Here is a 19,252-nt window from a genome sequence, read left to right as displayed (position 1 = left end):
CGGTCATGACGCGCTCGACCGCGACGCCCATCCCCTCGAAGAAGCCGAGGCACCGGCCCATGAACGCCACGCAGGTCTCCTTCCTCTCGTCCGGGAGCAGCTCGGCGTAGGCGGCGCGGCTCCGGTCGTCGACGGCCACGTGCAGGCAGGCCGTGCCCGCCGAGGTGTGCCCGTGGTCGAGCTCGGAGGCGCCGCGGGCCCTCCAGCCACCTCCGTCCGGTATCCGCGCGACCTTCTTCACGTCGACGTGCAGCAGCTCGCCGGGCCTCTCCCGCTCGTAGCGCACGCGGGTCACGGGGCCGCGCCTCCGGGGCTCGCCGGTCACGCGGTCCACGTCGGCGAGCCTCGGCAGGCCCGCCCTCGCGACGATCCGGGCGCAGGTTCGGGCCGGCACGCCCGTGACCGCTGAGAGGGCGTGCGGCGCGAGCAGCAGCGACGTGCGCGCCTCCACGACCCGGGCCTCGTCCTCCGGGGCGGTGAGCCGACCGAGCCGCGCCGGCCTGCTGGGACGGTCCGACAGCGGCTCGCCCCGCCTCGCCCGCGCGACCCACTTGCTGGCGGTCTGCCTGCTCACGCCCATCTGCCGGGCCGCCTCGCCGACCGCCTCGCCGGCCTCGATGCGCTCGACCAGCCGCTGACGGCCCCAAGGCGTGAGGCGTGCGTTAGGATGTTGTGACATGGGAGGGCCCCTCTCTTCGCTGCAGACCTAGACAATCCACAGCTTCGCGGAGCCCTCCCTACTTGTCACTAGTCAGACGTAAACAACCTGTTGGCACTAAACAGGGATGGCGTTGCCGCTGGGTCGCATGCCGACTCCCACCCGGGTCCCGGCCCACGCCATGGCGGAGAGCGCGGCCGTGCCAAGGGCGACGCCCGGCGCGAGCAGCGTCGCGATCACGCCATGGACGCGCCGGCCCCCGAGCCCGCCGCCGACGGCTCCGTCATTGAGGCAGGCGCCCCGCGTGGCATCCGTGGCCTGCTGGCCGGCATGGTCGGCGGTGCGCGCAAGCGTCTGGGCGCCGGCAAGCGCTCCGGTGCGGCGTTGCCCGCGGGCCCGCGAGAGCGCACGGCGCGCATCGCCGCCGGCCTGCGCCCGCGCGCCGCAATCGCCGGGCCGAAGGCCCCGGAGCCCAAGTCCCTCGAGCAGCCCGCCCGTCCCGCCGCGATCAAGGGCGCGTCCGAGCCCCGTGCGTCGCTCGGCAGCGGCCCGCGCACGCTCGACGAGGTTCCGCTCGAGCGTGGCCAGTCGCCTGCCGCGAACGACATCCGGCGCCAGATCCTCGACCTCGATCCGCGCCTGTGGATCAACGGCTGGCTGCTTGCGCACCCCGGTGCCTATACGCTCTACGAACGCAGGCTGCGCGCCCTGGACCGTGCCCTTGCCGGCAAGACGCAGCTGGGTGACGGCACGCTCACCTGTCGTGAGCTCTCCTACCAGGTGTTCGGCGACGAGAAGTTCCTCGAGCGCGACGGTGACGGCACCAAGCTGCTCAAGAACGTGGGCCTTGCCGACATCGTGCGGCATCGCCCCCAGCCCAAGCTCGGCATGCTGCACCACATCCCGCGCCTGCATGACGAGATGCGCATCGTCGTGAGCGAGAACCTTGACGCCTGGCTCGCCGTCCGCGAGCGCATGTACGTCGACGGCGCGACGCGCATCCTGGGCGAGCGTGTTCACGGCGTGGTCTTTGGCAACGGCTACCTGGTCAATGACGCCCGCAAGCTGCCGGAGTTCGTCGAGGGACTTGGCGCGAGCAAGGTCCAGATCCTGTATTGGGGCGACATCGATCGCGCCGGCGTGCAGATCCTGGGCAAGCTCGAGCGTGCCGCTGACGGACGATTCGACGTCGTTCCGTTCACCGCCGCGTACGAGGCGATGGTGCGCAAGGCGGCCGGGCGCTACCCCGATCCGCTCGACAACGAGCCGGCCGGCCAGGCGGGGGTCCCGTTCGACGGCATCGACGCGCTGGTGGCGGGCATGTCCGAGCGCGACGCCGCCTATGCCCGCGCCATCGTCGAGCAGGACCTGCGCATCCCACAGGAGATCATCACCCGCGCCGACCTGTAGGGCGCATGCGTTTTCCTCGTCGGATGTTTTGCGCCTGAGTTCCGTGGGCGTCCGCCCAGCTGCTACCATGGTGGCATGGATACCAGAGACGAACACATGGGGCGGGGCCTTCGCGGGGCGGGCGCATGCGGGCGCGAGCCGGCCCCTGCGGATAGGCCATCCGAGACCACCATCGGTCCGAGCGTCTCGGCGAACCCCCGGCTGCACCCGCTCTTTCCCGGCCGGACCTTCATCTCCACGGTGCTTGACGTGCTGGACTCCAAGGAGACCATGTCAACGTCGATGCGCGCCGTCTACGTGCAGCGGGCCGCGATGGCGGGGTTCTTCGTGGGCCTGTTTCTTACGGCCTACTTTGCCGTCATGACCGCATGCGCCCAGGTTGGTGGCGCCGGTCCCGTGGCGGGCCGCCTGTTGGGGCCGCTCGTGTTCGGCTGGGCGCTCGTGCTCATCTATTACACCAACTCAGAGCTTCTGACCTCGAACATGATGGTCATCTCCATAGGCGTGTACCACCGGCGCATCACCTTGGCGCACTCGGCGCGCCTGCTCTCGTACTGTCTGGCGGGGAACCTCATCGGCGCGGCGATCATTGCGGTGCTGCTGAGCCTTTCGACGGTGGCGTCGGGGGTGGTTGCTGACGGCATGGCCGCGGCCGCGATGGCAAAGATCGCCTATGTCGCAACTCCTGCGGGTGCCCTGGACCTCGTGGTCCGCGCGGCCCTGTGCAACTTCTGCATCAACATCGCAATGCTCATGGTCTACAACGGCAAGATCTCAGACGACCTTACCAAGTGCCTCATCATGATCGTCGCCGTCTTCGTCTTTGCCTTCTGTGGCTTCGAGCACTCGATTGCAAACTCGGCCCTGTTCCTCATCGTTGGCCTGCACCAGGGAGTCGACGTCATTGGGGCATGCGCGAGCGTCGCGCTCACGCTTGTCGGCAACCTGCTTGGCGGCGGCGTGCTCATCGGCCTTAACTTCGCCATCATGAACAACGAGGGACATCGAGACATCTGACGCGATTCGTCCGTGCGGACGCCCTGGCCGCCGCCGTCCGGAGGGTCCTCCTCTCGCCGTGGTCACACCACCACGGATGAGTTCTCCACTCGTGACCCGTGGGATTCTGCAGCGACAAACGGAAATGCGCGAAATCGGTTCTTGTTTCCAGGTTTCTCGCCGGGTCTTGCTGTTCGATTGAACATACCTCTGCAAACTTGCTGGTAGAGGGCTTGTAAAGCTATCCGATACTAATAGCTACTTGGAGATTCCGTCTCCAAGAACCGATTGCTCAAAACCCGTGCAAACTGTGCGCGAGGCCACTCGACGGTTCGCCGGCACCCCACGTCTGGCGCGGCTTGAGGCGAAGGCCGGAAAGATGATCGAGCCCGGGCCCCTTATCCCCTCCGCTCGGAGATGCCCGTACAAATCTAGGGTTGACACAGCCTGTCTAGGAAAGCCCTCTTCGCGCATCTTAGAGGTAGCTGCGTGAGGTACCCACCTCATGCGTGTATCGCTCGGGAACGATGTACTGCCGGTTGACGTAGATAATCCGCCCCGCTGGATCACTCAACCTCTCTAGCACCTCGAGAAGTGGGGCCTGCTCCGGACAAGAGAGCACCTGAGCGAGACGAGGACCTGCCGCACGAGCACCAAAACGGTCATCGAATCCGACGACCGGACCAATCCCCTCCCGCTTGAGCAGCTCAAAGAGGGAGGTGTCGTCGGAGATTCTGTCGACAAGTGCATCAATGCTATGCGGCAAGTAATCAATCTCAAGGACGCAAGGCAGGTTATTGGCGAGGCGCACGCGCCGCACCTCCCAAACCTCATCGTCAATCCCATCCAGCATTTCGACCACATCGGCCGGGGGAATTACCCGAGCATGCCCGAGCACTCGAGTCGAGGGGGTCATCCCCTTCCTCCGGCAGTTCTCTGAGAAGCTACCCGTGAGGTAGGCGCTCGTTCCCTTCGCGCGCGGGCTTACGTACGTGCCCGACCCCTTCCTTCTGATCAGGAGCCCCGCATTCACCAGCTCGTTAAGTGCGGAGCGGACGGTCACGCGGCTCATGCCGTAAATCTGCGAGAGCTTGTTCTCGGAGGGGATCCTCTCTCCCGGCCCATATATCCCGGAATCGATCTTCGCTCTCAGGTCATCTCTCAGCCGCTCGTGCAACGTCAGAACTCGACTCGACTCATCAGGCATGCCAACCATCCGTCCCAAAAACGACCGTTTGTGGGAATCGTAACGCGACTAGCAGCAGCAAAATCGGCGGCTCCCTTTTCCTCCATCCTACGGAGGCCGCTCACCGTTCGTTTGCGACCGTTCACCCGTCCTCATGGTACCAAAGTTGTCTTACCTTGTATTATCTCCATCAGAACAAATTGTATTAACTTGTATTATATGAAGGAGAACGTGGACCGAGAAGTCATACTTGCTTCCCATGGGCATCTGGCAGAGGGGATGCTCGACACCATCGCCATGATCATGGGTGAGCCGCCATGCCCAGTGCGCACCTTCTGCCTGCTACCCGGCGAGAGCCCTGATTCGCTTACACGAGAACTTGAGGAGGCGGCGCAGGGGCGTCCCGACACGCGCTTCGTGGTTCTCGCAGACCTATTCGGAGCGAGCGTGTTCACTTCCCTATGCCGGCTTGCCGCTTTCGACAACATCACGATCGTGGCGGGAATGAACGCGGCGCTCGTCCTGGCAGCCCTCACGGAGGAGGACGTATCGAACGAAGAGGCCCTTTCCTGGTGGGGCACAACCGGCATCAGGGGGTGCCGGGAGGCACTCCAGGCGGAAGACAACGAAGGAAACAGCTTTTGACAAAGAAGGGGAGGAAGGACATGGCGGACCACATCGATATCCTGGCGTGTCTAAAAGAGAAAAAGACAGTGATGGGCATGCTCCACCTCAAGGGCGAGAATGACCACGAGATCGCCGAGCGCGTCAAGCGCGAGTACGACGCCTATGTTACCGGAGGCGTGGACGGCGTGGTGGTTGAGAACTACTTCAACACCTATGACAGCATTCGCCTTGCCCTCGATTGCCTGGTGCCGCTTCGCGGGCCAGTTGCCCTCGGCGTCAACTGCCTGCGTAGCGAGAGCATGGGGCTGGAGATCGCACTCGAGTTTGACACCGACTTTGTTCAGCTCGACTCGGTTGTCGGCCACGTCGAGCCTCGCGACGAGCCCACCCTGTCAGCCCTCTTCAATCTGTGGCGGGAGCGCTACAGCGGTCGCGTTCTCGGCGGGGTGCGATTCAAGAAGCAGCCCGTTCTCTCCGACAAACCTCTCTCAGAGGACCTGACCGTTGCAACGGGGCGCTGCGACGCCGTATGCGTCACGCAGGACCGCACCGGTCAAGAGACCTCTGTCGAGAAGATCAGGGAGTTCCGCAAGGGGCTGGGCAGCTTCCCTCTTCTCGTCTCGGCAGGAGTGACGCCTGAGAATGTGGCGCGAGGCCTCACCTATGCCGACGGCGTCATCGCGGGAAGCTACTTCAAGGACACCTACGAGGCCGGTGGAGAGGTGTGTCTCGCTCATGTTCGTAAGCTCGTGGACGCCGTAGCCAGAATCGAGGTGCGTTCATCATGATCAGGTTGTGCCGCGTCGACCATCGTCTGCTTCACGGACAGGTCGCCTATGCCTGGATGCAGTCGCTGAGCGTCAACTGCATCCTCATCTCCAGTGACACGGTTGCCGCCGACGAGCTGCGCATGGCAGTCCTCAAGATGGCTAAACCGGCTGGCGTCAAGCTCGTAATGAAAAGCGTCGCCGACTCTGCCGCAGCAATCGAGAGCGGGGTTACCGACAAGTACGACCTGATGGTCATCTGCGAAACGATCGACGACGCGTACCGTCTCGCTCGAGCAACCTCGAAGATCACCGAGATCGATGTGGGAGGCGTGAAGAGCGAGGAGGGCAAGCGCAGAATCTCTCGAGCCGTCTGCGTCTCGGAACGTGAGTGCGCTCAGCTCAGAGAGCTCGAGTCAGCTGGGGTGCGCTGCTATGTCCAGCAGGTACCCAGCGAGAAGCCGGTCAATGTTAGCGAACTCATCTAGTCGAGAAAGGAGCAAGTGATGCTGCTGAGTCAGACGCTGGCCATCTTCGTCGTGTCCATCATCGGCTACCTCTACAACTCTCTCTCGAGTGGCCTGCTCAACCGTCCGATTGTCACGGGCGCGCTCGTTGGCATTGCCCTGGGTGACATCCCCACGGGCTGCATGGCGGGCGCCGCGCTCGAGCTCGTCTATCTGGGGTCGCAAGCCATCGGGGCGAGTAACCCACCCGATATGATTTCTGGCACCATCATCGGCACGGCATACGTCATCACAACGGGAGCGGATGTTGCGTCGTCGGTCGCCATTGCCATTCCCGTGTCCCTGCTCATGTCCATGGTCTGGGAGTCTCTGTTCCGGGCCATCCTCGGACCTCTTGCTGCGTCCAAAGCGGATGCCTATGCCCAGCAGTGCAACCGGCGCGGCATCGACATGGTGCACTATCTCTTTACAGGACTCCAGCTGCTGACGCTCTCCGGCCTCTGCGCCGCTGGCTTCTATGCGGGTGCGAACGCCATACAGGGGATCGTCGACTCCATTCCGACGTTCGTTACCGACGGCTTCAAGTATGCCATGGGCGTTATCCCGGCCATTGGCTTTGCCTTGCTCGCACGCATGATCATGAACAAGAGGCTTGCCTGCTTCCTATTCCTTGGCTTCCTTCTCGTCGCCTACGGTGGGATGAATATCGTCGGTGTCACGGCAGCCGCGGCGGTCGTCGCAGCAATCCTCGTCCTCAACGTCAACACGTCTAGCTGTATTGCAGTGGAAGGAGCCGAAGATGACAACGAGTTCTAGCGAGAAGAGACTCACGAAGAAGGAACTCCGTCAGATCTTCTGGCGCTCCTGCATGCTCGACAGCTCATGGAACTACGAGCGTCAACAGAACATTGGTTATTCCTATGCCATGACACCCGTGGTGAAGAAGCTCCATGAGGACGGCTCAGAAAAACAGCGACGCGCCTACGCCCGCGGCCTTGATTTCATGGCCGTCACGCCGCAGCTCTCGACCCTGCTCATGGGCATCAACGCTGCCATGGAGGAGGAAAACGCCAACAACGAGGACTTCGACGACTCCACGATCGTTGCCGTCAAGACCTCGCTTATGGGGCCGCTCGCGGGCGTTGGCGACTCTCTTATCGCCGCCACGCTGCGCATCATCGCCACGGGCGTTGCCATCGGCTTCTCCCAGCAGGGTAGTCTTCTCGGCCCAATCCTGCTGCTGCTCATCTTCAACATTCCCGGCTTTGCAATCCGTTATCTTGGGCTCAAGTTCGGCTACCGCTATGGTCAGTCCTTCATCAAGAATGCGGCGAAGGGCGATGTCATGGAGAAGGTGACACTCGCCGCGAGCATCGTCGGTCTCATGGCCATCGGGGGGATGGTGGCAAGCTACGTCTCGCTTGACCTTCCCTTCGTCGTTGGCTCGGGAGACTTTGCACGGCCGCTCACCGACTATCTCGACATGATCATGCCCTGTCTCACGCAGATTCTGCTCTTTGCGCTGATGTATTGGATTTTGGGCCGCAAGGGAGTCAAGACGGTGTGGGTGCTTGTCGCCACAATTGTCGTTTGCATTGGCGCTTGCTGGCTCGGGTCGTTGCTCTAAGAGTGTGCAAGACTCATTTCTCACCGGCCGCCCGGACTCGTCCGGGCGGCCTCTCTTACGTCAAAACCTAGGGTAGGGTGGCGGGAAGGGCTCGCAGCTAGCAGGCCACGTCTGCCTCCTTGCGGCCGTGGCGCCACGTGGCCGCCCGAGGCCAGCGCCTCGGGCGCGGCGTTCCCAATGACCACGCCGTCGCCGGTCGCTTCGAGCATGGACGCGTCGTTGCTGGAGTCGCCGAAGTCCACGACGTCGGCCACGCCCACGTCGAGCACCGCGCAGATCCGCCGCAGTGCTTCCGTCACCCCGATCTGGCCAAGGCAGCCCAACGGTCCTCGGCGGTCAGGACCTTCTCTCCCGAGAAGAGGTCGAGGCTGTGATGTCGGTTGCCCTGGTCAACGTCGAGGGCCTTGGGAAATGCGCCGCCACACGCATCTTGCCGCGGGGGAGCGCGACCACATCGCGGAAAAGCGAGCTTCGGGTCCCGGCGTCGGGGAGGTCGAGCGGGCCTACGACCTCATCAACGACAGGCCCAGGAAGGTGCTCGGATACAGGACGGCCAGCGAGGTCTATCGGGAGATGTTGCACTCAGCTTGACGATCCGCCGGGCCAAATCACGCCCGCAGCTCGGAGTACAGGTCCCCAAGGGTCACGAGTCGCAGGTTGTTACCTTTGTTCGCCCGCTCCCGTATCCCGTCGCTGAACTCCCTCTTCGAGAAGAGCATGTAGTGCTTTCGGTCGTAGCCGCGGAGGAGCTCGGCTCGGCTCATGAGCGTTCGAAGCGCCCTGGTCTCATCGAACGAGTTACGCCACTTGCACTCTCCGACAAGTAGCTCGCGCTCAATCGAATTGACCGCGACCACGTCGATGTCGGTTTCCTCGTGCGTTTGGTGATCGGTTCCCCACCAGCGACCAAACTCCAGCGCAGCGAAGGGGAGCTGCCCCGCGATGCTCTCGCGCCGCACCCATTGCAGGCAGACGTTCTCGAACTGCTTGCCGACATACGTGAGAAACGCCTGACCAGACGTGGCGTAGCCCGCCACCGCCCGCCCCGCGCCCTCCTCGATCGAGCCAACGTACCTGCTCACGAAGTGATACCAGTAGGAGAAGAAGGGATCCCCAAACTTCCAGACCGCTCGCTTTGCCGAGGCGCCGCCCAGCGGTACGAGTCTCTCGATGATGCCGAGGCTCGCCAGCGACCGGAGGTACTTCCCCACAGAGTTGGGGTTCATCCCCACCTTGTCGGCGATGCGGGAGGGCGACGTTGCCCCGGAGCCAATCGCGTCCAACACGGAGTTATAGCCCGCCGGCTCGTGCAACTCCTGACGCAGCAGCATGAGGGGCTCCTCGTAGAGCAGCCCGGCTCGGTCAAAGAACAGCTCGGCGACGTTCTCGGCATAGGTTTGCCCCGTGTCGATCTGCGCGAGGTAATACGGCGTCCCGCCAAACGTCGCGTAGTAGGCAACGAGGTCCTCATCGGAAACCCCGGGGAGCATCCGGGCCGCGTCGAGGTAGTCGAAGGGTGGGAGCCTCAACTGCATGGTTCTGCGGCCATAGAGTGGGCTCTTGCTCCCCAGGACCTCGCTCTCCATGAATCCCTCGTTGCTCCCACACAGGATGAGCATGGCATTCGTCTGCGCAAAGCCGTGATCGATTACGGATTGGAGAGCGGAGGGCAGCGACGGGTCAGACTCTGCGGCATAGGGAAACTCGTCGAACACGAAGACGAGGGGCTGCGAGCCTTCCCAGGAGCGCGCCCGCTCGACGATGAGGACCAGGGCATCGTTCCAGGAGGCGAAGGCGGGCAGTGACGTCGGGAGCGAGAACGCCTCGTAGACGGCCGCGCTGAAAAGCTCGAGGTTCTGCCTCGTGGTCTTTTGCTGCGCGGTGAAGTAGAGCGTCGGCTTGTCCCTGACAAACTCGTCGATGAGGGTCGTCTTGCCCACGCGGCGCCGCCCATAGATAACCGCCATCTGGAACCCGCCCTTGGCATACGCATGCTCAAGCGACCGGAGCTCGCCCTCTCTGCCTACGAACATGAGAGACACCACCCATTCAAACACGTACTCTACAGTACCGTACTCTACAGTACCGTACTGTAGAGTACGTGCAAAGATAGCTCTTGAAAGGGTGCTTCTCGCTTTTGGAGAACAGGCGTGAACAGGGGACTGAACAGGGGACGTACCCCCGTTCACGCTGCGGCCGCCCTCCCGCTGTGAAACAGGCGCACGTCCCCTGCCCAATCGCGTCCTCTGTTCACTCGGGGCCGCGCCGACCCCGCAGCCGAGTCCGAGGCCGTTCGGGGCGTGGCGGAGGCGGAGGCCGGTGACGCCGGGCCCGTGGACGCGTGGGGCGGCTCGGGGCCGAGCGCCCGCTCCGCGACCGCGGCGGGTTCGCAGCCGAAAGGGGCGCGCCCGACCCGCCGGTCATGGGGCCCAGCGCGCGGGCCTTGATGCTCCTGGCGCGGGCGTCGGGGCCGATGGCGGTGGCGCAGTCGGACGTGAGGGCCCTCGTCCGTCGCATGCGGCGCGCGCGGCCACGGCTGCGTGGTGCGGCCATTGCCGCCCGGCCCGCGATCGCTCGATGGGTCTGAGGGCCCCAGTGCTCGGCTCACATCGCCTGTTGCCTGCGCGCCATCTACGTCGCGAGGGTCCCGAGAAATGCACGCTAATTCGACCTGCGGTCACTTTTTCTGAGGGGCCATAGTAGGCGCGCGTCTTTGACCTGCGCCTTTGCAAAGGGTGGTATATCCAGTGTCCCGTTATGGCCGCATCAGGTTGCCCGCAAGTCGAATTACCGTGCATTCCGGGGGCCTTCCGCCACGTTGATCGCGTGCGCGGCGATGAGCCCACGAGCCCTGTGGGCGAATTCGGGCCACATCCCCAGCCGCACTTAGAGCTGGGCGACCTCGGGGGAGAGAAGCCCGCCGGTCTCGAGGAGGCTCGCGAGCGCGCCGGGACCGGGCAGCACCCCTTGGGCCCGTCGAGGCGACGTCGCTCACGAAGCGGGGCCTGAACAGGGCCGACCGTGCCCCCTCGAGCACGTCTCCATGCGTTCCGTGCTTGCTGTTTTCCCATCGTCGAAGAATGGCCCGGCTGCATAGAAGCCATGGCGGGCGCCTACGGGCGCCTCCCTGAACAGGGGACGTGAACAGGGGACGTACCCCCGTTCACGTCTTGCCGCTGTGAAACAGGTGTGCGTCCCCTGTTCACGTCCTGTTCATTGATGCAGATGGCAGCCCCACACATAGTTCCGTCACCAAACGCCTAGATGGCCCACAGCGGCATTGCCCACGCGCGCGAGCTCACCGGGTAGGCGTCATCCGCCATGCAGATGATGGCGCCCATGCCGACCTCGCGCTTGAGCGCGGCCAGCTCCCGGGGCACGCCCTCGTCCGCGAGGCCGTCCAGCGCGCCGAAGTTCTTGGCATCTCCCGCGACGGGCGTGGCGCTCTTCTTGACCTCGAGCGGATATACCGTCCCGTTCCGCTCCAAGAGCAGGTTGATCTCCTTGCGGTCGTTGGTGCGGAAGAACCAGAGCGGCGGCCGGCGGCCGGCGTTGCTGAAGCTCTTGTAGACCTCGCTGAACGCATAGCTCTCAAACGCCATCCCGGACATGGCGCCAAGCTCCAGGGTGCCGGCGCCGTCCCAACCGCTCAGGTACGCGGCGAGCCCCACGTCCACGAAATGCATGACAGGCTGCTTGCTCAGGCGCTTAAGCAGGTTGTTCGAGTAGGGCTCCAGAATCTTGACCTAGTAGGAGCTCACCAAGAGGGAAAGCCAGGACTTGGCGGTCTTTTCGTCAATGTCCGCAAGGCGGGCAAGCTCGGCGTAGACGACGGGTTTTGAGGTGAGGGCGGCGCACGCCGCCATGAAGCGCCTGAACTTGAGCTCGTCGGCAACCTGCGCGAGGCCGCGAATGTCCCGCATGATATAGGTCTCGACGTAGGACTCGTAGGCCGCGGGACGCATCTCGGGCGGAATGGCCCTTATTCCCGGCAGGGAGCCCGCGGTCATTCTCTCGAACGCCTCGTGCACGCCGAAGGCGGGCATCTGTCGGATGCGGCGGACATAGTAATCGGTCGTCGCCTCAAACGGCTCGGACTCAACGCCCGCAAGCTCGGCATTTGAGAGGCCAAGCATCTCAACAATGCCGGCGCGACCGGCCAGCGACTCGGAGACTTCCTTCATCAGGTGGAGCGGCTGGGAGCCCGTGAGCCAGAACTGTCCGTTCCTCTCCTCAGAATCGGCCGCGAGCTTGATGTAGGGGAGAAGCTCGGGCGCCTTCTGGATCTCGTCGATGAGCACGGGCGGGCGGTAGCGCTGCAGGAAGAGGGCCGGGTCCGTTCTGGCCGCCATGCACACGGCGGTGTTGTCCAGGGATACATAGGCACGTTCGACGCCCGTGTGCTCTTTCTCCTCCTTCGCAAGGTGCCGCAGCATGGTCGTTTTTCCAACCTGGCGCGGGCCGGTCAGCACGACGATCTTGAAATGCACGGAGTACCTGGCTACCACAGGCTCAAGGGCTCGCTTGATGTACATGTTGCTGTCACCTTCTCTCAAATCGGAGGACGTTCCGGATTTGAGACGGTTTGCGCAATTCGAGCTGGCAGCCAGGTACTATGCCCTCGAGTTCCATCAGGGGCATGTAAACGAACGGCGACTCGCCCCGACAACGCTCGACCGCAAAAGACCCGAGGTGGATAAGACTAAGAAGCTGCCCGAGGACACGATGCCCGGCGATTCGACGAAGACCGGGGACATGGAAAACGGCCTCGACAAGCCGCGCCACACCCAGGCGACTCTGCTCATAGGCGAGGGCGCCGAGGCCGGACCCCGTGCGCGAGGCGAGCGTCTCGCGCCCCCTTGGGGTGAGCCTTGCGTCAGGATGCCGTCGCACGGGAGGCCTCTCCTCGCCGGGAATCCAGACAACTCACAGCTTGGCAGGGGCCTTCCTATTTCTCACTACTCGGGTGCAAACAACCTGTTGGCACTAAACACCTAGGGCATGTCCATCTGACTCTGATGGGGTGGTTCGGTTGCATTGTCTAGACCTGGGTGTGCAGTTTGAGCGGATTTGAATGCCCGCCTGACGCCTCGCGTTTGGCGCGTGCGTTTTGTTCGGATTTGAATGCCCTTTTCCGTTCAAAGTGCACACGCGATCGTGTGGGCGCATTCCCAGGCGCCCTTTTCCGTCCAAAATGCACATCCGACCGGAAGCCAATGCGCCAACGCCATTGAACGTCGTTCAATGGCGGATGTCGGGAGGGGCAGTCGGGGGTTGAGGACGGCACTGTGGGTGTCGGGGTTCGAGGACGGTGTCGAGAACGGCGGCGCCGGGGTGTGTGATGACGACATTTGGGGACGGTGTCGAGAACGCCGGGCACTGGGGCAAGAGATGGGGTCTTGAGTGCCGGACGCCGGGGCAACGGGCGGCGGAATGAGCGTCGGGTGACAGGGCGAAAGGCGGTGCGGCAATCGATGGGCGTCGCGGCGGGAGGCCGCCGACGGGATGGTGAGTTGAGGCGGCGTGGAAACGCCGCAGGTCATTGTGCTGAAAGGGGCACATCATGAAGTTCATCAACGATTGCGCGAGTGCGTTTGCGGGCGCGTCCGAGGTGGGGGAGGCCAGCGCCGCCGGCCTCGTGGGCGACGCACTCGCCCGCAAGGAGGCGCCCCGTCGGGCGTTCGACAGGCTGGCGTCCACCTTTGACGAGGACAGGGCCGGCCGCCACGCCCGCAACCTCTACCGCCACGTGCTCTGGCAGCTTGCCGGGGCCTATCGCGAGTGGCTCTGCCGCGAGGGGCGCGAGGGTCGCCTCGGCGCCAACGGCGAGCCCGACCGCCGCTTCCGCGTGCTCGACCTCGGCTGCGGCACCGGCGCGCTTACCCAGCTCGCGCTCGGCGCGCTGCCGTTTGCGCGCATCGCGGGCGTGGACCTTTCGCCCGCGATGGTCGACACGGCCCGCGAGCGCCTCGGCGGCCGCGTGCGCCTCTTCGAGGCCGACGCCGAGCACCTGCCGTTCTCCGAGGGTAGCTTCGACGCGGTGCTCGCCAACGACGTGTTCCACCACCTGCCCGACGGCCCGCGCGCCTCGTTCGAGGCGTGGCGCGTGCTTTCGCGCGACGGCATGCTCGTGCTGGGCGATACCTGGGCGCCCGCGCCGGCCCGCGCGGTCCTGAACCAGTTCGTACTGCCACACTCCGCGGCCGTCGACGCCTGCGTCCGCTCGCAGGCCGAGCTCATCGGCATGCTCGGCGCGTGGTTCCACCACGTGGAGTGGGAGCGCCTGGGGTTCGACTCCTGCCTCGTCGTGGCGCGCAAGTCACCCATCGACTGCAGGTAGGGCCGTTCGGTAACGTGATGGCGTCTGTACGTTCCGTCGCTCCGCCCCACACACAAATGAGTCAATCGGGTTGCGAGCCGGTTCCATCGGCTCGTGACCCCTCGCTCCTTGCCGTACGGGCGGCCTATACTGTGCCCCGGACAATCCAGGGACAAGCCCAAAGGGGGACGCATGGCGGAGTTCGAGAAGACCGCACCAACCCAGCTGAGCACGGCCGAGGTGCTGGTAGAGTGTCTCAAGGCAGAGGGGGTCAAGGTCGTCTTCGGCATTCCGGGCGAGGAGAACCTCGACCTTATGTTCGCGCTCAAGCACTCCGACATCCGCTTCATCCCCACGCGCCACGAGCAGGGCGCCGCCTTCATGGCCGACGTCTACGGCCGCCTCACGGGCCACGCCGGCGTGTGTCTCGCGACCCTGGGGCCGGGCGCCACCAACCTCGTGACCGGCGTGGCTGACGCCTTCCTCGACGGCGCGCCGCTCGTGGCCATCACGGGCCAGGTCTCGAGCGAGCAGATGCAGCTCACGAGCCACCAGTACCTCGACCTCTCGGCCATGTTCTCGCCCATCACCAAGCGCAGCAAGGTGGTCATGCGCCCGGACACGGTGGCCGAGATCTGCCGCCTCGCCTTCAAGTACGCCGAGGCCCCCAAACCCGGCTCCACCCACATCGACCTGCCCAAGAACGTGGCCAACATGTCCAGCCCGGCGCGCCCCCTGCGCAAGCAGCAGCCGCCCAAGCTCTACGCCGACCCCGCGAGCGTCATCGAGGCGGCCAGGCTCATCTCCGAGGCCAAGAGCCCGATCATCCTGGCCGGTGCCGGAGCGGTGCGCGGCGAGGCCAGCGAGGCAGTGAGCTCCATGGCCGAGCGCCTGCACATCCCCGTGGTCCAGACCATGATGGGCAAGGGCGTCATTCCCACCGACTCGCCGTGGCGCCTCGGCGTGGTGGGCATCCCGCAGCACGACTACATCATCGACGCGTTCGACGAGGCGGACCTCGTGATCGGTGTGGGCTACGACCTCATCGAGTGCGCGCCCACCAAATGGCACACCCACCCCATGAAGATCGTGAACATCGCGGGGCTGCCGGCTGACGTCAACCAGCTCTACGAGCCCGACGTCGAGGTCACGGGCGACCTCTCAGACAGCATCTACCAGATCCTGCGCACGGCCCGGCGCGACGACAGGCCCGAGCCCACGGCGATGCTCGAGGTGGGCCGCCGCCTGCGTGAGGACTTCGACGAGCTTGCCGCGAGCGACGCCTATCCCATGAAGCCGGCCCGCATCCTCAAGGACGTGCGCTCCGTGATGGGCCGCCGCGACATCCTCGTGTCCGACGTGGGCGCCCACAAGATCTGGATCGGCCGCGACTATCCCTGCTACGAGCCGCGCACCTGCCTCATCTCCAACGGCTTCGCGTCGATGGGCTTCTCGGTGCCTGGTGCCATCGCGGCCAAGCTGGTACATCCCGAGCGTCGCGTGCTGGCGGTCACGGGCGACGGCGGCTTCATGATGAACAGCCAAGAGCTCGAGACGGCCGTGCGCGAGCACGTGCCCATCGTGGTGCTCATCTGGGAGGACGAGCACTACGGCCTCATCCGCTGGAAGGAGGAGGAGCAGTTTGGCGACACCTTTGGCGTGGGCTTCTCCAATCCCGACTTCAAGGCCTACGCGGAGGCCATGCACTGTCATGGCTACGAGGTGACGAGCGCCGCCGAGCTGATTCCGACGCTGGAGGACGCCTTCTCGCACGACGACGCGCCGAGCGTGGTGTGCGTGCGGGTGGACTACTCCGAGAACATGGCCCTCACCGAGCGCTTGCGTGAGCGTTACGGGAAGTAGCCGGGCCGTCGGGCCGTGCGTGCGTCGCGTTGGCCGGGTGCGTTTACGCGCTAGGCGCCGCGTGGCGAATAGTGAGACCGAACAACGAACGGATGTTCTGTGAAGCGGGCGTGTCCCATGGCACGCCTGCCTTGCTGTCGGTAGACTCTATGACTACCTAGTCGGGCCGAAAGGGGAGAGCGCACATGGCCTCCGATTCGATAGTCATCCGCGGCGCGCGCGAGCACAACCTACGCAACGTCGACGTCTCGATCCCGCGCGACAAGCTCGTGGTCATCACGGGCCTGTCGGGCTCGGGCAAGTCGAGCCTTGCCTTCGACACCATCTACGCCGAGGGCCAGCGCCGCTACGTGGAGAGCCTCTCGAGCTACGCGCGCCAGTTTCTGGGCCAGATGGACAAGCCGGACCTCGACAGCATCGATGGCCTGTCACCGGCCGTCTCCATCGACCAGAAGACCACCTCCAAGAACCCGCGCTCAACGGTGGGCACGGTCACCGAGATATACGACTACCTGCGCCTACTCTTCGCGCGCGTGGGCACGCCGCACTGCCCGGAGTGCGGTCGCGTCATCGAGCGCCAGACCACCGACCAGGTGGCCGACAAGGTGCTCGCGGCAGGACAGGGGCGTCGCGCCCTCGTGCTGGCGCCGGTGGTCGTGGGCCGCAAGGGCGAGTACACGAAGCTCTTCGAGGACCTCAAGGCCGAGGGCTTCTCGCGCGTGCGCGTCGACGGCGAGGTCCGCGAGCTCGACGACGAGATCAGGCTCGACAAGAAGCTCAAGCACACGATCGAGGTCGTGGTCGACCGCATCGTCATCCGCGAGAACTCGCTCGGGCGCATCGCCGAGGCCGTGGAGCAGGCAACCAAGCTCGCGGCGGGCAAGGTGGGCGTGTTCCTGCTCGCCGACCGCGCGGACCCCGAGCGCATGCCCGACGAGATGCTGCAGTACTCCCTGGCCCTGGCCTGTCCCATCCACGGCCACTCCATGGACGACCCGCAGCCGCGCGACTTCTCGTTCAACGCCCCCTACGGTGCCTGCCCGGACTGCGACGGCCTGGGCTTTCGCCGCGTGGTGGATGCCGAGGCGCTCATCGAGAACCCGGACCTCTCGGTGGCCGACGGCGTGCTCGGCGGCTTCTTCGGGCGCTCCAACTACTACCCGCAGATCTTCGCCGCCGTCTGCCGCCACCTCAAGGTGAGCGACGAGACCCCGTGGCGCAAGTTGCCCAAGCGCGCCCGCACCGCCCTGCTCGACGGCCTGGGCGACACCAAGATTCGCGTCGACTACCACACGGTCGACGGCCGCGACACACACTGGCTCACCACCTACGCTGGCGTGCGCACCATCCTGTTCGAGAAGTACAACGAGACCACCAACGAGAACATGCGGGCGCGCCTCGAGAAGTACATCCACGAGGTGCCGTGCCCCACCTGCCACGGCGCCCGCCTCAAGCCCGAGATACTGGCCGTGACGGTGGGCGGCAAGTCCATCTACGACGTGTGCCGTATGAGCTGCCGGGACTCGCTCGAGTTCTTCCGCGAGCTCAAGCTCACGGAACGCCAGCAGTTCATCGGCGGGCGCGTCGTCAAGGAGATCGTCGAGCGCCTGCGCTTCCTCGTGGATGTGGGGCTCGACTACCTCACGCTCTCGCGCGCGGCGGCCACGCTCTCCGGCGGCGAGGCTCAGCGCATCCGCCTGGCCACGCAGATCGGTGCCGGCCTCATGGGCGTGCTCTACATCCTGGACGAGCCCTCCATTGGCCTGCACCAGCGCGACAACGACCGCCTCATCCACACGCTCGAGCGCCTTCGCGACCAGGGCAATACCGTCATCGTGGTCGAGCACGACGAGGACACCATCCGTGCGGCCGACTACGTGGTTGACATGGGACCCGGCGCCGGCGAGCTGGGCGGCAAGGTGGTCTCGGCTGGTACGCCGCGGCAGATCATGGACGACCCGCACTCCATCACGGGCGCCTACCTCACGGGCAAGCGGCTCATTCGCCTGCCCGAGCAGCGCCGCCGCCCGCGTCGCGGCGCGCTCAAGATCACGGGCGCCTCGCACAACAACCTCAAGAACGTCACGGTGAGCATCGAGTTCGGCACGCTCACGGTGGTCACGGGCGTGTCCGGCTCGGGCAAGAGCTCGCTCGTCACCGATACGCTGGCGCCGGCGCTCACCAACGCCGTCCAGCACTCGATGCGCCCGGTGGGGGAGTACAAGCGGCTCACGGGCGTCGACCAGATCGACAAGGTCATCGACGTGGACCAGTCGCCTATCGGCCGCACGCCACGCTCCAACCCGGCCACCTACATCGGCCTCTGGGACGACCTGCGCGCCCTGTTCGCCAGCACGCCCGAGAGCCGCGCGCGCGGCTACAGCCCCGGCCGCTTCAGCTTCAACGTGCCGGGCGGGCGCTGCGAGGCCTGCAAGGGCGATGGCCAGATCAAGATCGAGATGAACTTCCTGCCGGACGTCTACGTTCCCTGCGAGGTGTGCCACGGTGCGCGCTACAACAGGGAGACGCTCGAGGTCACCTACCACGGCAAGAACATCTCCGAGGTGCTCGACATGAGCGTCACGGAGGCGCTCGCCTTCTTTGGCAACATCCCGCGCATCAAGAACAAGCTGCAAACGCTCTATGACGTGGGCCTTGGCTACATCCGGCTGGGGCAGCCCGCCACCACGCTCTCCGGCGGCGAGGCCCAGCGCGTCAAGCTCGCCAAGGAGCTGCACCGCCAGCAGACGGGCAAGACCTTCTACATCCTCGACGAGCCCACGACGGGCCTGCACTTCGAGGACGTGCGGCAGCTGATCAACGTGCTGGAGCGCCTCGTCGATGCCGGCAACACAGTGCTCGTCATCGAGCACAACCTCGACGTCATCAAGGTGGCCGACCGCCTCATCGACATGGGTCCCGAGGGCGGCGACGGCGGCGGAACCGTGGTCTGCCACGGTACGCCCGAGCAGGTGGCGAAGTGCAAGGAGAGCTACACGGGCAAGTTCCTCGGCCCCGTGCTCGGGCGCACGCGCGAGCTGCAGGAGCGGCTCGACGCGAGCGGCGCGCCCGAGTGGGTGCCGAGCTTCGAGCTGCCGGATGTCGCGTCCGCGGGATTGACGTCCGCGGACCCGGACGGCCCGGACGGTTCGAACGCCGAGGAGTAATGAGAGGGGGCCCCTCACCTGCCGCCTGGCGGTTGGGTGGGGGAGCCCCCTGCGTTGGGTGATGCATGTGTCGCCAGCCCAGGCGGGATGGGCGGCGCGGGCTGCCCTTGTCGCCAAACCGGGCAGCCGGCGATGCTTCTCAAGCTTGGGCCTTCGACGTCGCTG

Annotated in this window: 14 protein-coding genes and 2 pseudogenes (1 of these 16 running past the window's edge); 11 read left to right on the top strand and 5 right to left on the bottom strand. The window is 65.2% G+C overall.

The features are described from left to right. Positions 1-679 (bottom strand): annotated as a pseudogene (locus EFAMC1_RS10220) (IS481 family transposase); it reaches 302 nt to the left of the window's first position. A 90-nt stretch (positions 680-769) separates the two neighbouring features. Here EFAMC1_RS10220 and EFAMC1_RS10215 point away from each other — a divergent pair. Together EFAMC1_RS10215 and EFAMC1_RS10210 are read left to right on the top strand one after the other, a co-directional pair. Beyond that, positions 770-2,068, top strand: coding sequence for a Wadjet anti-phage system protein JetD domain-containing protein (locus EFAMC1_RS10215; RefSeq protein WP_261981874.1), 1,299 nt, complete (start codon positions 770-772; stop codon positions 2,066-2,068). A gap of 75 nt (positions 2,069-2,143) precedes the next feature. Further along, entirely contained in the window at positions 2,144-3,085 is a 942-nt protein-coding gene (locus EFAMC1_RS10210; protein WP_222838709.1) for a formate/nitrite transporter family protein, read from the top strand. A 454-nt stretch (positions 3,086-3,539) separates the two neighbouring features. Here EFAMC1_RS10210 and EFAMC1_RS10205 read toward each other — a convergent pair whose 3' ends face one another. Beyond that, complete coding sequence (locus tag EFAMC1_RS10205) at positions 3,540-4,271, bottom strand: GntR family transcriptional regulator (protein ID WP_187324657.1); 732 nt, start codon at positions 4,269-4,271, stop codon at positions 3,540-3,542. Positions 4,272-4,469: 198 nt separating this feature from the next. Between EFAMC1_RS10205 and EFAMC1_RS10200 the strand changes: the two genes are divergently transcribed. Genes EFAMC1_RS10200 through EFAMC1_RS10180 form a run of 5 tightly spaced genes read left to right on the top strand, consistent with a single transcriptional unit; the run spans position 4,470 to position 7,738 of the window. After that, a complete protein-coding gene (locus EFAMC1_RS10200) occupies positions 4,470-4,895 on the top strand; it encodes a PTS sugar transporter subunit IIA (protein ID WP_154054160.1) in 426 nt (141 codons plus the stop codon). 20 nt (positions 4,896-4,915) lie between these two features. Further along, the gene (locus EFAMC1_RS10195; protein ID WP_154054159.1) at positions 4,916-5,665 is read left to right on the top strand and encodes a BtpA/SgcQ family protein; all 750 of its coding nucleotides are present in this window, start codon (positions 4,916-4,918) and stop codon (positions 5,663-5,665) included. Beyond that, positions 5,662-6,132 (top strand): PTS sugar transporter subunit IIB, encoded by a 471-nt coding sequence (locus tag EFAMC1_RS10190; protein WP_154054158.1) that lies wholly within the window; start codon positions 5,662-5,664, stop codon positions 6,130-6,132. Before EFAMC1_RS10195 ends, EFAMC1_RS10190 begins: the two co-directional genes overlap by 4 nt. Positions 6,133-6,150: 18 nt before the next feature. Next, positions 6,151-6,927: a PTS mannose/fructose/sorbose/N-acetylgalactosamine transporter subunit IIC gene (locus EFAMC1_RS10185; protein ID WP_154054157.1), complete on the top strand. Its 777-nt coding sequence runs from the start codon at positions 6,151-6,153 to the stop codon at positions 6,925-6,927. Then, positions 6,911-7,738: a PTS system mannose/fructose/sorbose family transporter subunit IID gene (locus EFAMC1_RS10180; RefSeq protein WP_154054156.1), complete on the top strand. Its 828-nt coding sequence runs from the start codon at positions 6,911-6,913 to the stop codon at positions 7,736-7,738. The genes EFAMC1_RS10185 and EFAMC1_RS10180 overlap by 17 nt, the downstream gene beginning before the upstream one ends. Before the next feature lie 20 nt (positions 7,739-7,758). On the opposite strand, the gene EFAMC1_RS11555 is transcribed toward EFAMC1_RS10180, so the two are convergent. From EFAMC1_RS11555 to EFAMC1_RS11550, 3 genes and pseudogenes are all read right to left on the bottom strand, one after another. Beyond that, on the bottom strand, positions 7,759-8,037 hold the full coding sequence (locus EFAMC1_RS11555) for an HAD family hydrolase (RefSeq protein ID WP_410054793.1): 279 nt from the start codon (positions 8,035-8,037) through the stop codon (positions 7,759-7,761). Positions 8,038-8,346: 309 nt separating this feature from the next. Beyond that, positions 8,347-9,771, bottom strand: coding sequence for an ATP-binding protein (locus EFAMC1_RS10170; RefSeq protein WP_154054154.1), 1,425 nt, complete (start codon positions 9,769-9,771; stop codon positions 8,347-8,349). A gap of 1,227 nt (positions 9,772-10,998) precedes the next feature. Then, positions 10,999-12,273 (bottom strand): annotated as a pseudogene (locus EFAMC1_RS11550) (ATP-binding protein). Here EFAMC1_RS11550 and EFAMC1_RS10155 point away from each other — a divergent pair. The 4 genes from EFAMC1_RS10155 (at position 12,266) to uvrA (ending at position 19,087) form a co-directional block, all read left to right on the top strand. Further along, the gene (locus EFAMC1_RS10155; protein ID WP_154054152.1) at positions 12,266-12,736 is read left to right on the top strand and encodes a hypothetical protein; all 471 of its coding nucleotides are present in this window, start codon (positions 12,266-12,268) and stop codon (positions 12,734-12,736) included. The pseudogene EFAMC1_RS11550 and the gene EFAMC1_RS10155 sit on opposite strands and share 8 nt — an antisense overlap. Before the next feature lie 565 nt (positions 12,737-13,301). Further along, complete coding sequence (locus EFAMC1_RS10150) at positions 13,302-14,078, top strand: class I SAM-dependent methyltransferase (RefSeq protein ID WP_154054151.1); 777 nt, start codon at positions 13,302-13,304, stop codon at positions 14,076-14,078. A gap of 171 nt (positions 14,079-14,249) precedes the next feature. Further along, positions 14,250-15,920, top strand: coding sequence for an acetolactate synthase large subunit (locus tag EFAMC1_RS10145; RefSeq protein WP_154054150.1), 1,671 nt, complete (start codon positions 14,250-14,252; stop codon positions 15,918-15,920). Positions 15,921-16,105: 185 nt separating this feature from the next. Beyond that, positions 16,106-19,087, top strand: coding sequence for an excinuclease ABC subunit UvrA (gene uvrA, locus EFAMC1_RS10140; RefSeq protein WP_154054149.1), 2,982 nt, complete (start codon positions 16,106-16,108; stop codon positions 19,085-19,087). Positions 19,088-19,252: the final 165 nt, after the last annotated feature.

The organism is Olsenella uli (assembly GCF_901212675.1).
GTDB classification, from domain to species: Bacteria; Actinomycetota; Coriobacteriia; order Coriobacteriales; family Atopobiaceae; genus Parolsenella; species Parolsenella uli_B.
This window is presented reverse-complemented; position numbering and strand designations above follow the sequence as displayed.

Excerpts from the sequence above, each read along its gene's own strand:
- EFAMC1_RS10155 (WP_154054152.1), top strand. The coding sequence starts at position 12,266 with ATGTACATGTTGCTGTCACCTTCTCTCAAATCGGAGGACGTTCCGGAT.
- EFAMC1_RS10170 (WP_154054154.1), bottom strand. The coding sequence starts at position 9,771 with ATGTTCGTAGGCAGAGAGGGCGAGCTCCGGTCGCTTGAGCATGCGTAT.
- uvrA (WP_154054149.1), top strand. The coding sequence starts at position 16,106 with ATGGCCTCCGATTCGATAGTCATCCGCGGCGCGCGCGAGCACAACCTA.
- EFAMC1_RS10145 (WP_154054150.1), top strand. The coding sequence starts at position 14,250 with ATGGCGGAGTTCGAGAAGACCGCACCAACCCAGCTGAGCACGGCCGAG.
- EFAMC1_RS10190 (WP_154054158.1), top strand. The coding sequence starts at position 5,662 with ATGATCAGGTTGTGCCGCGTCGACCATCGTCTGCTTCACGGACAGGTC.
- EFAMC1_RS10200 (WP_154054160.1), top strand. The coding sequence starts at position 4,470 with ATGAAGGAGAACGTGGACCGAGAAGTCATACTTGCTTCCCATGGGCAT.
- EFAMC1_RS10180 (WP_154054156.1), top strand. The coding sequence starts at position 6,911 with ATGACAACGAGTTCTAGCGAGAAGAGACTCACGAAGAAGGAACTCCGT.
- EFAMC1_RS10205 (WP_187324657.1), bottom strand. The coding sequence starts at position 4,271 with ATGCCTGATGAGTCGAGTCGAGTTCTGACGTTGCACGAGCGGCTGAGA.
- EFAMC1_RS10195 (WP_154054159.1), top strand. The coding sequence starts at position 4,916 with ATGGCGGACCACATCGATATCCTGGCGTGTCTAAAAGAGAAAAAGACA.
- EFAMC1_RS10150 (WP_154054151.1), top strand. The coding sequence starts at position 13,302 with ATGAAGTTCATCAACGATTGCGCGAGTGCGTTTGCGGGCGCGTCCGAG.
- EFAMC1_RS10185 (WP_154054157.1), top strand. The coding sequence starts at position 6,151 with ATGCTGCTGAGTCAGACGCTGGCCATCTTCGTCGTGTCCATCATCGGC.
- EFAMC1_RS10210 (WP_222838709.1), top strand. The coding sequence starts at position 2,144 with ATGGATACCAGAGACGAACACATGGGGCGGGGCCTTCGCGGGGCGGGC.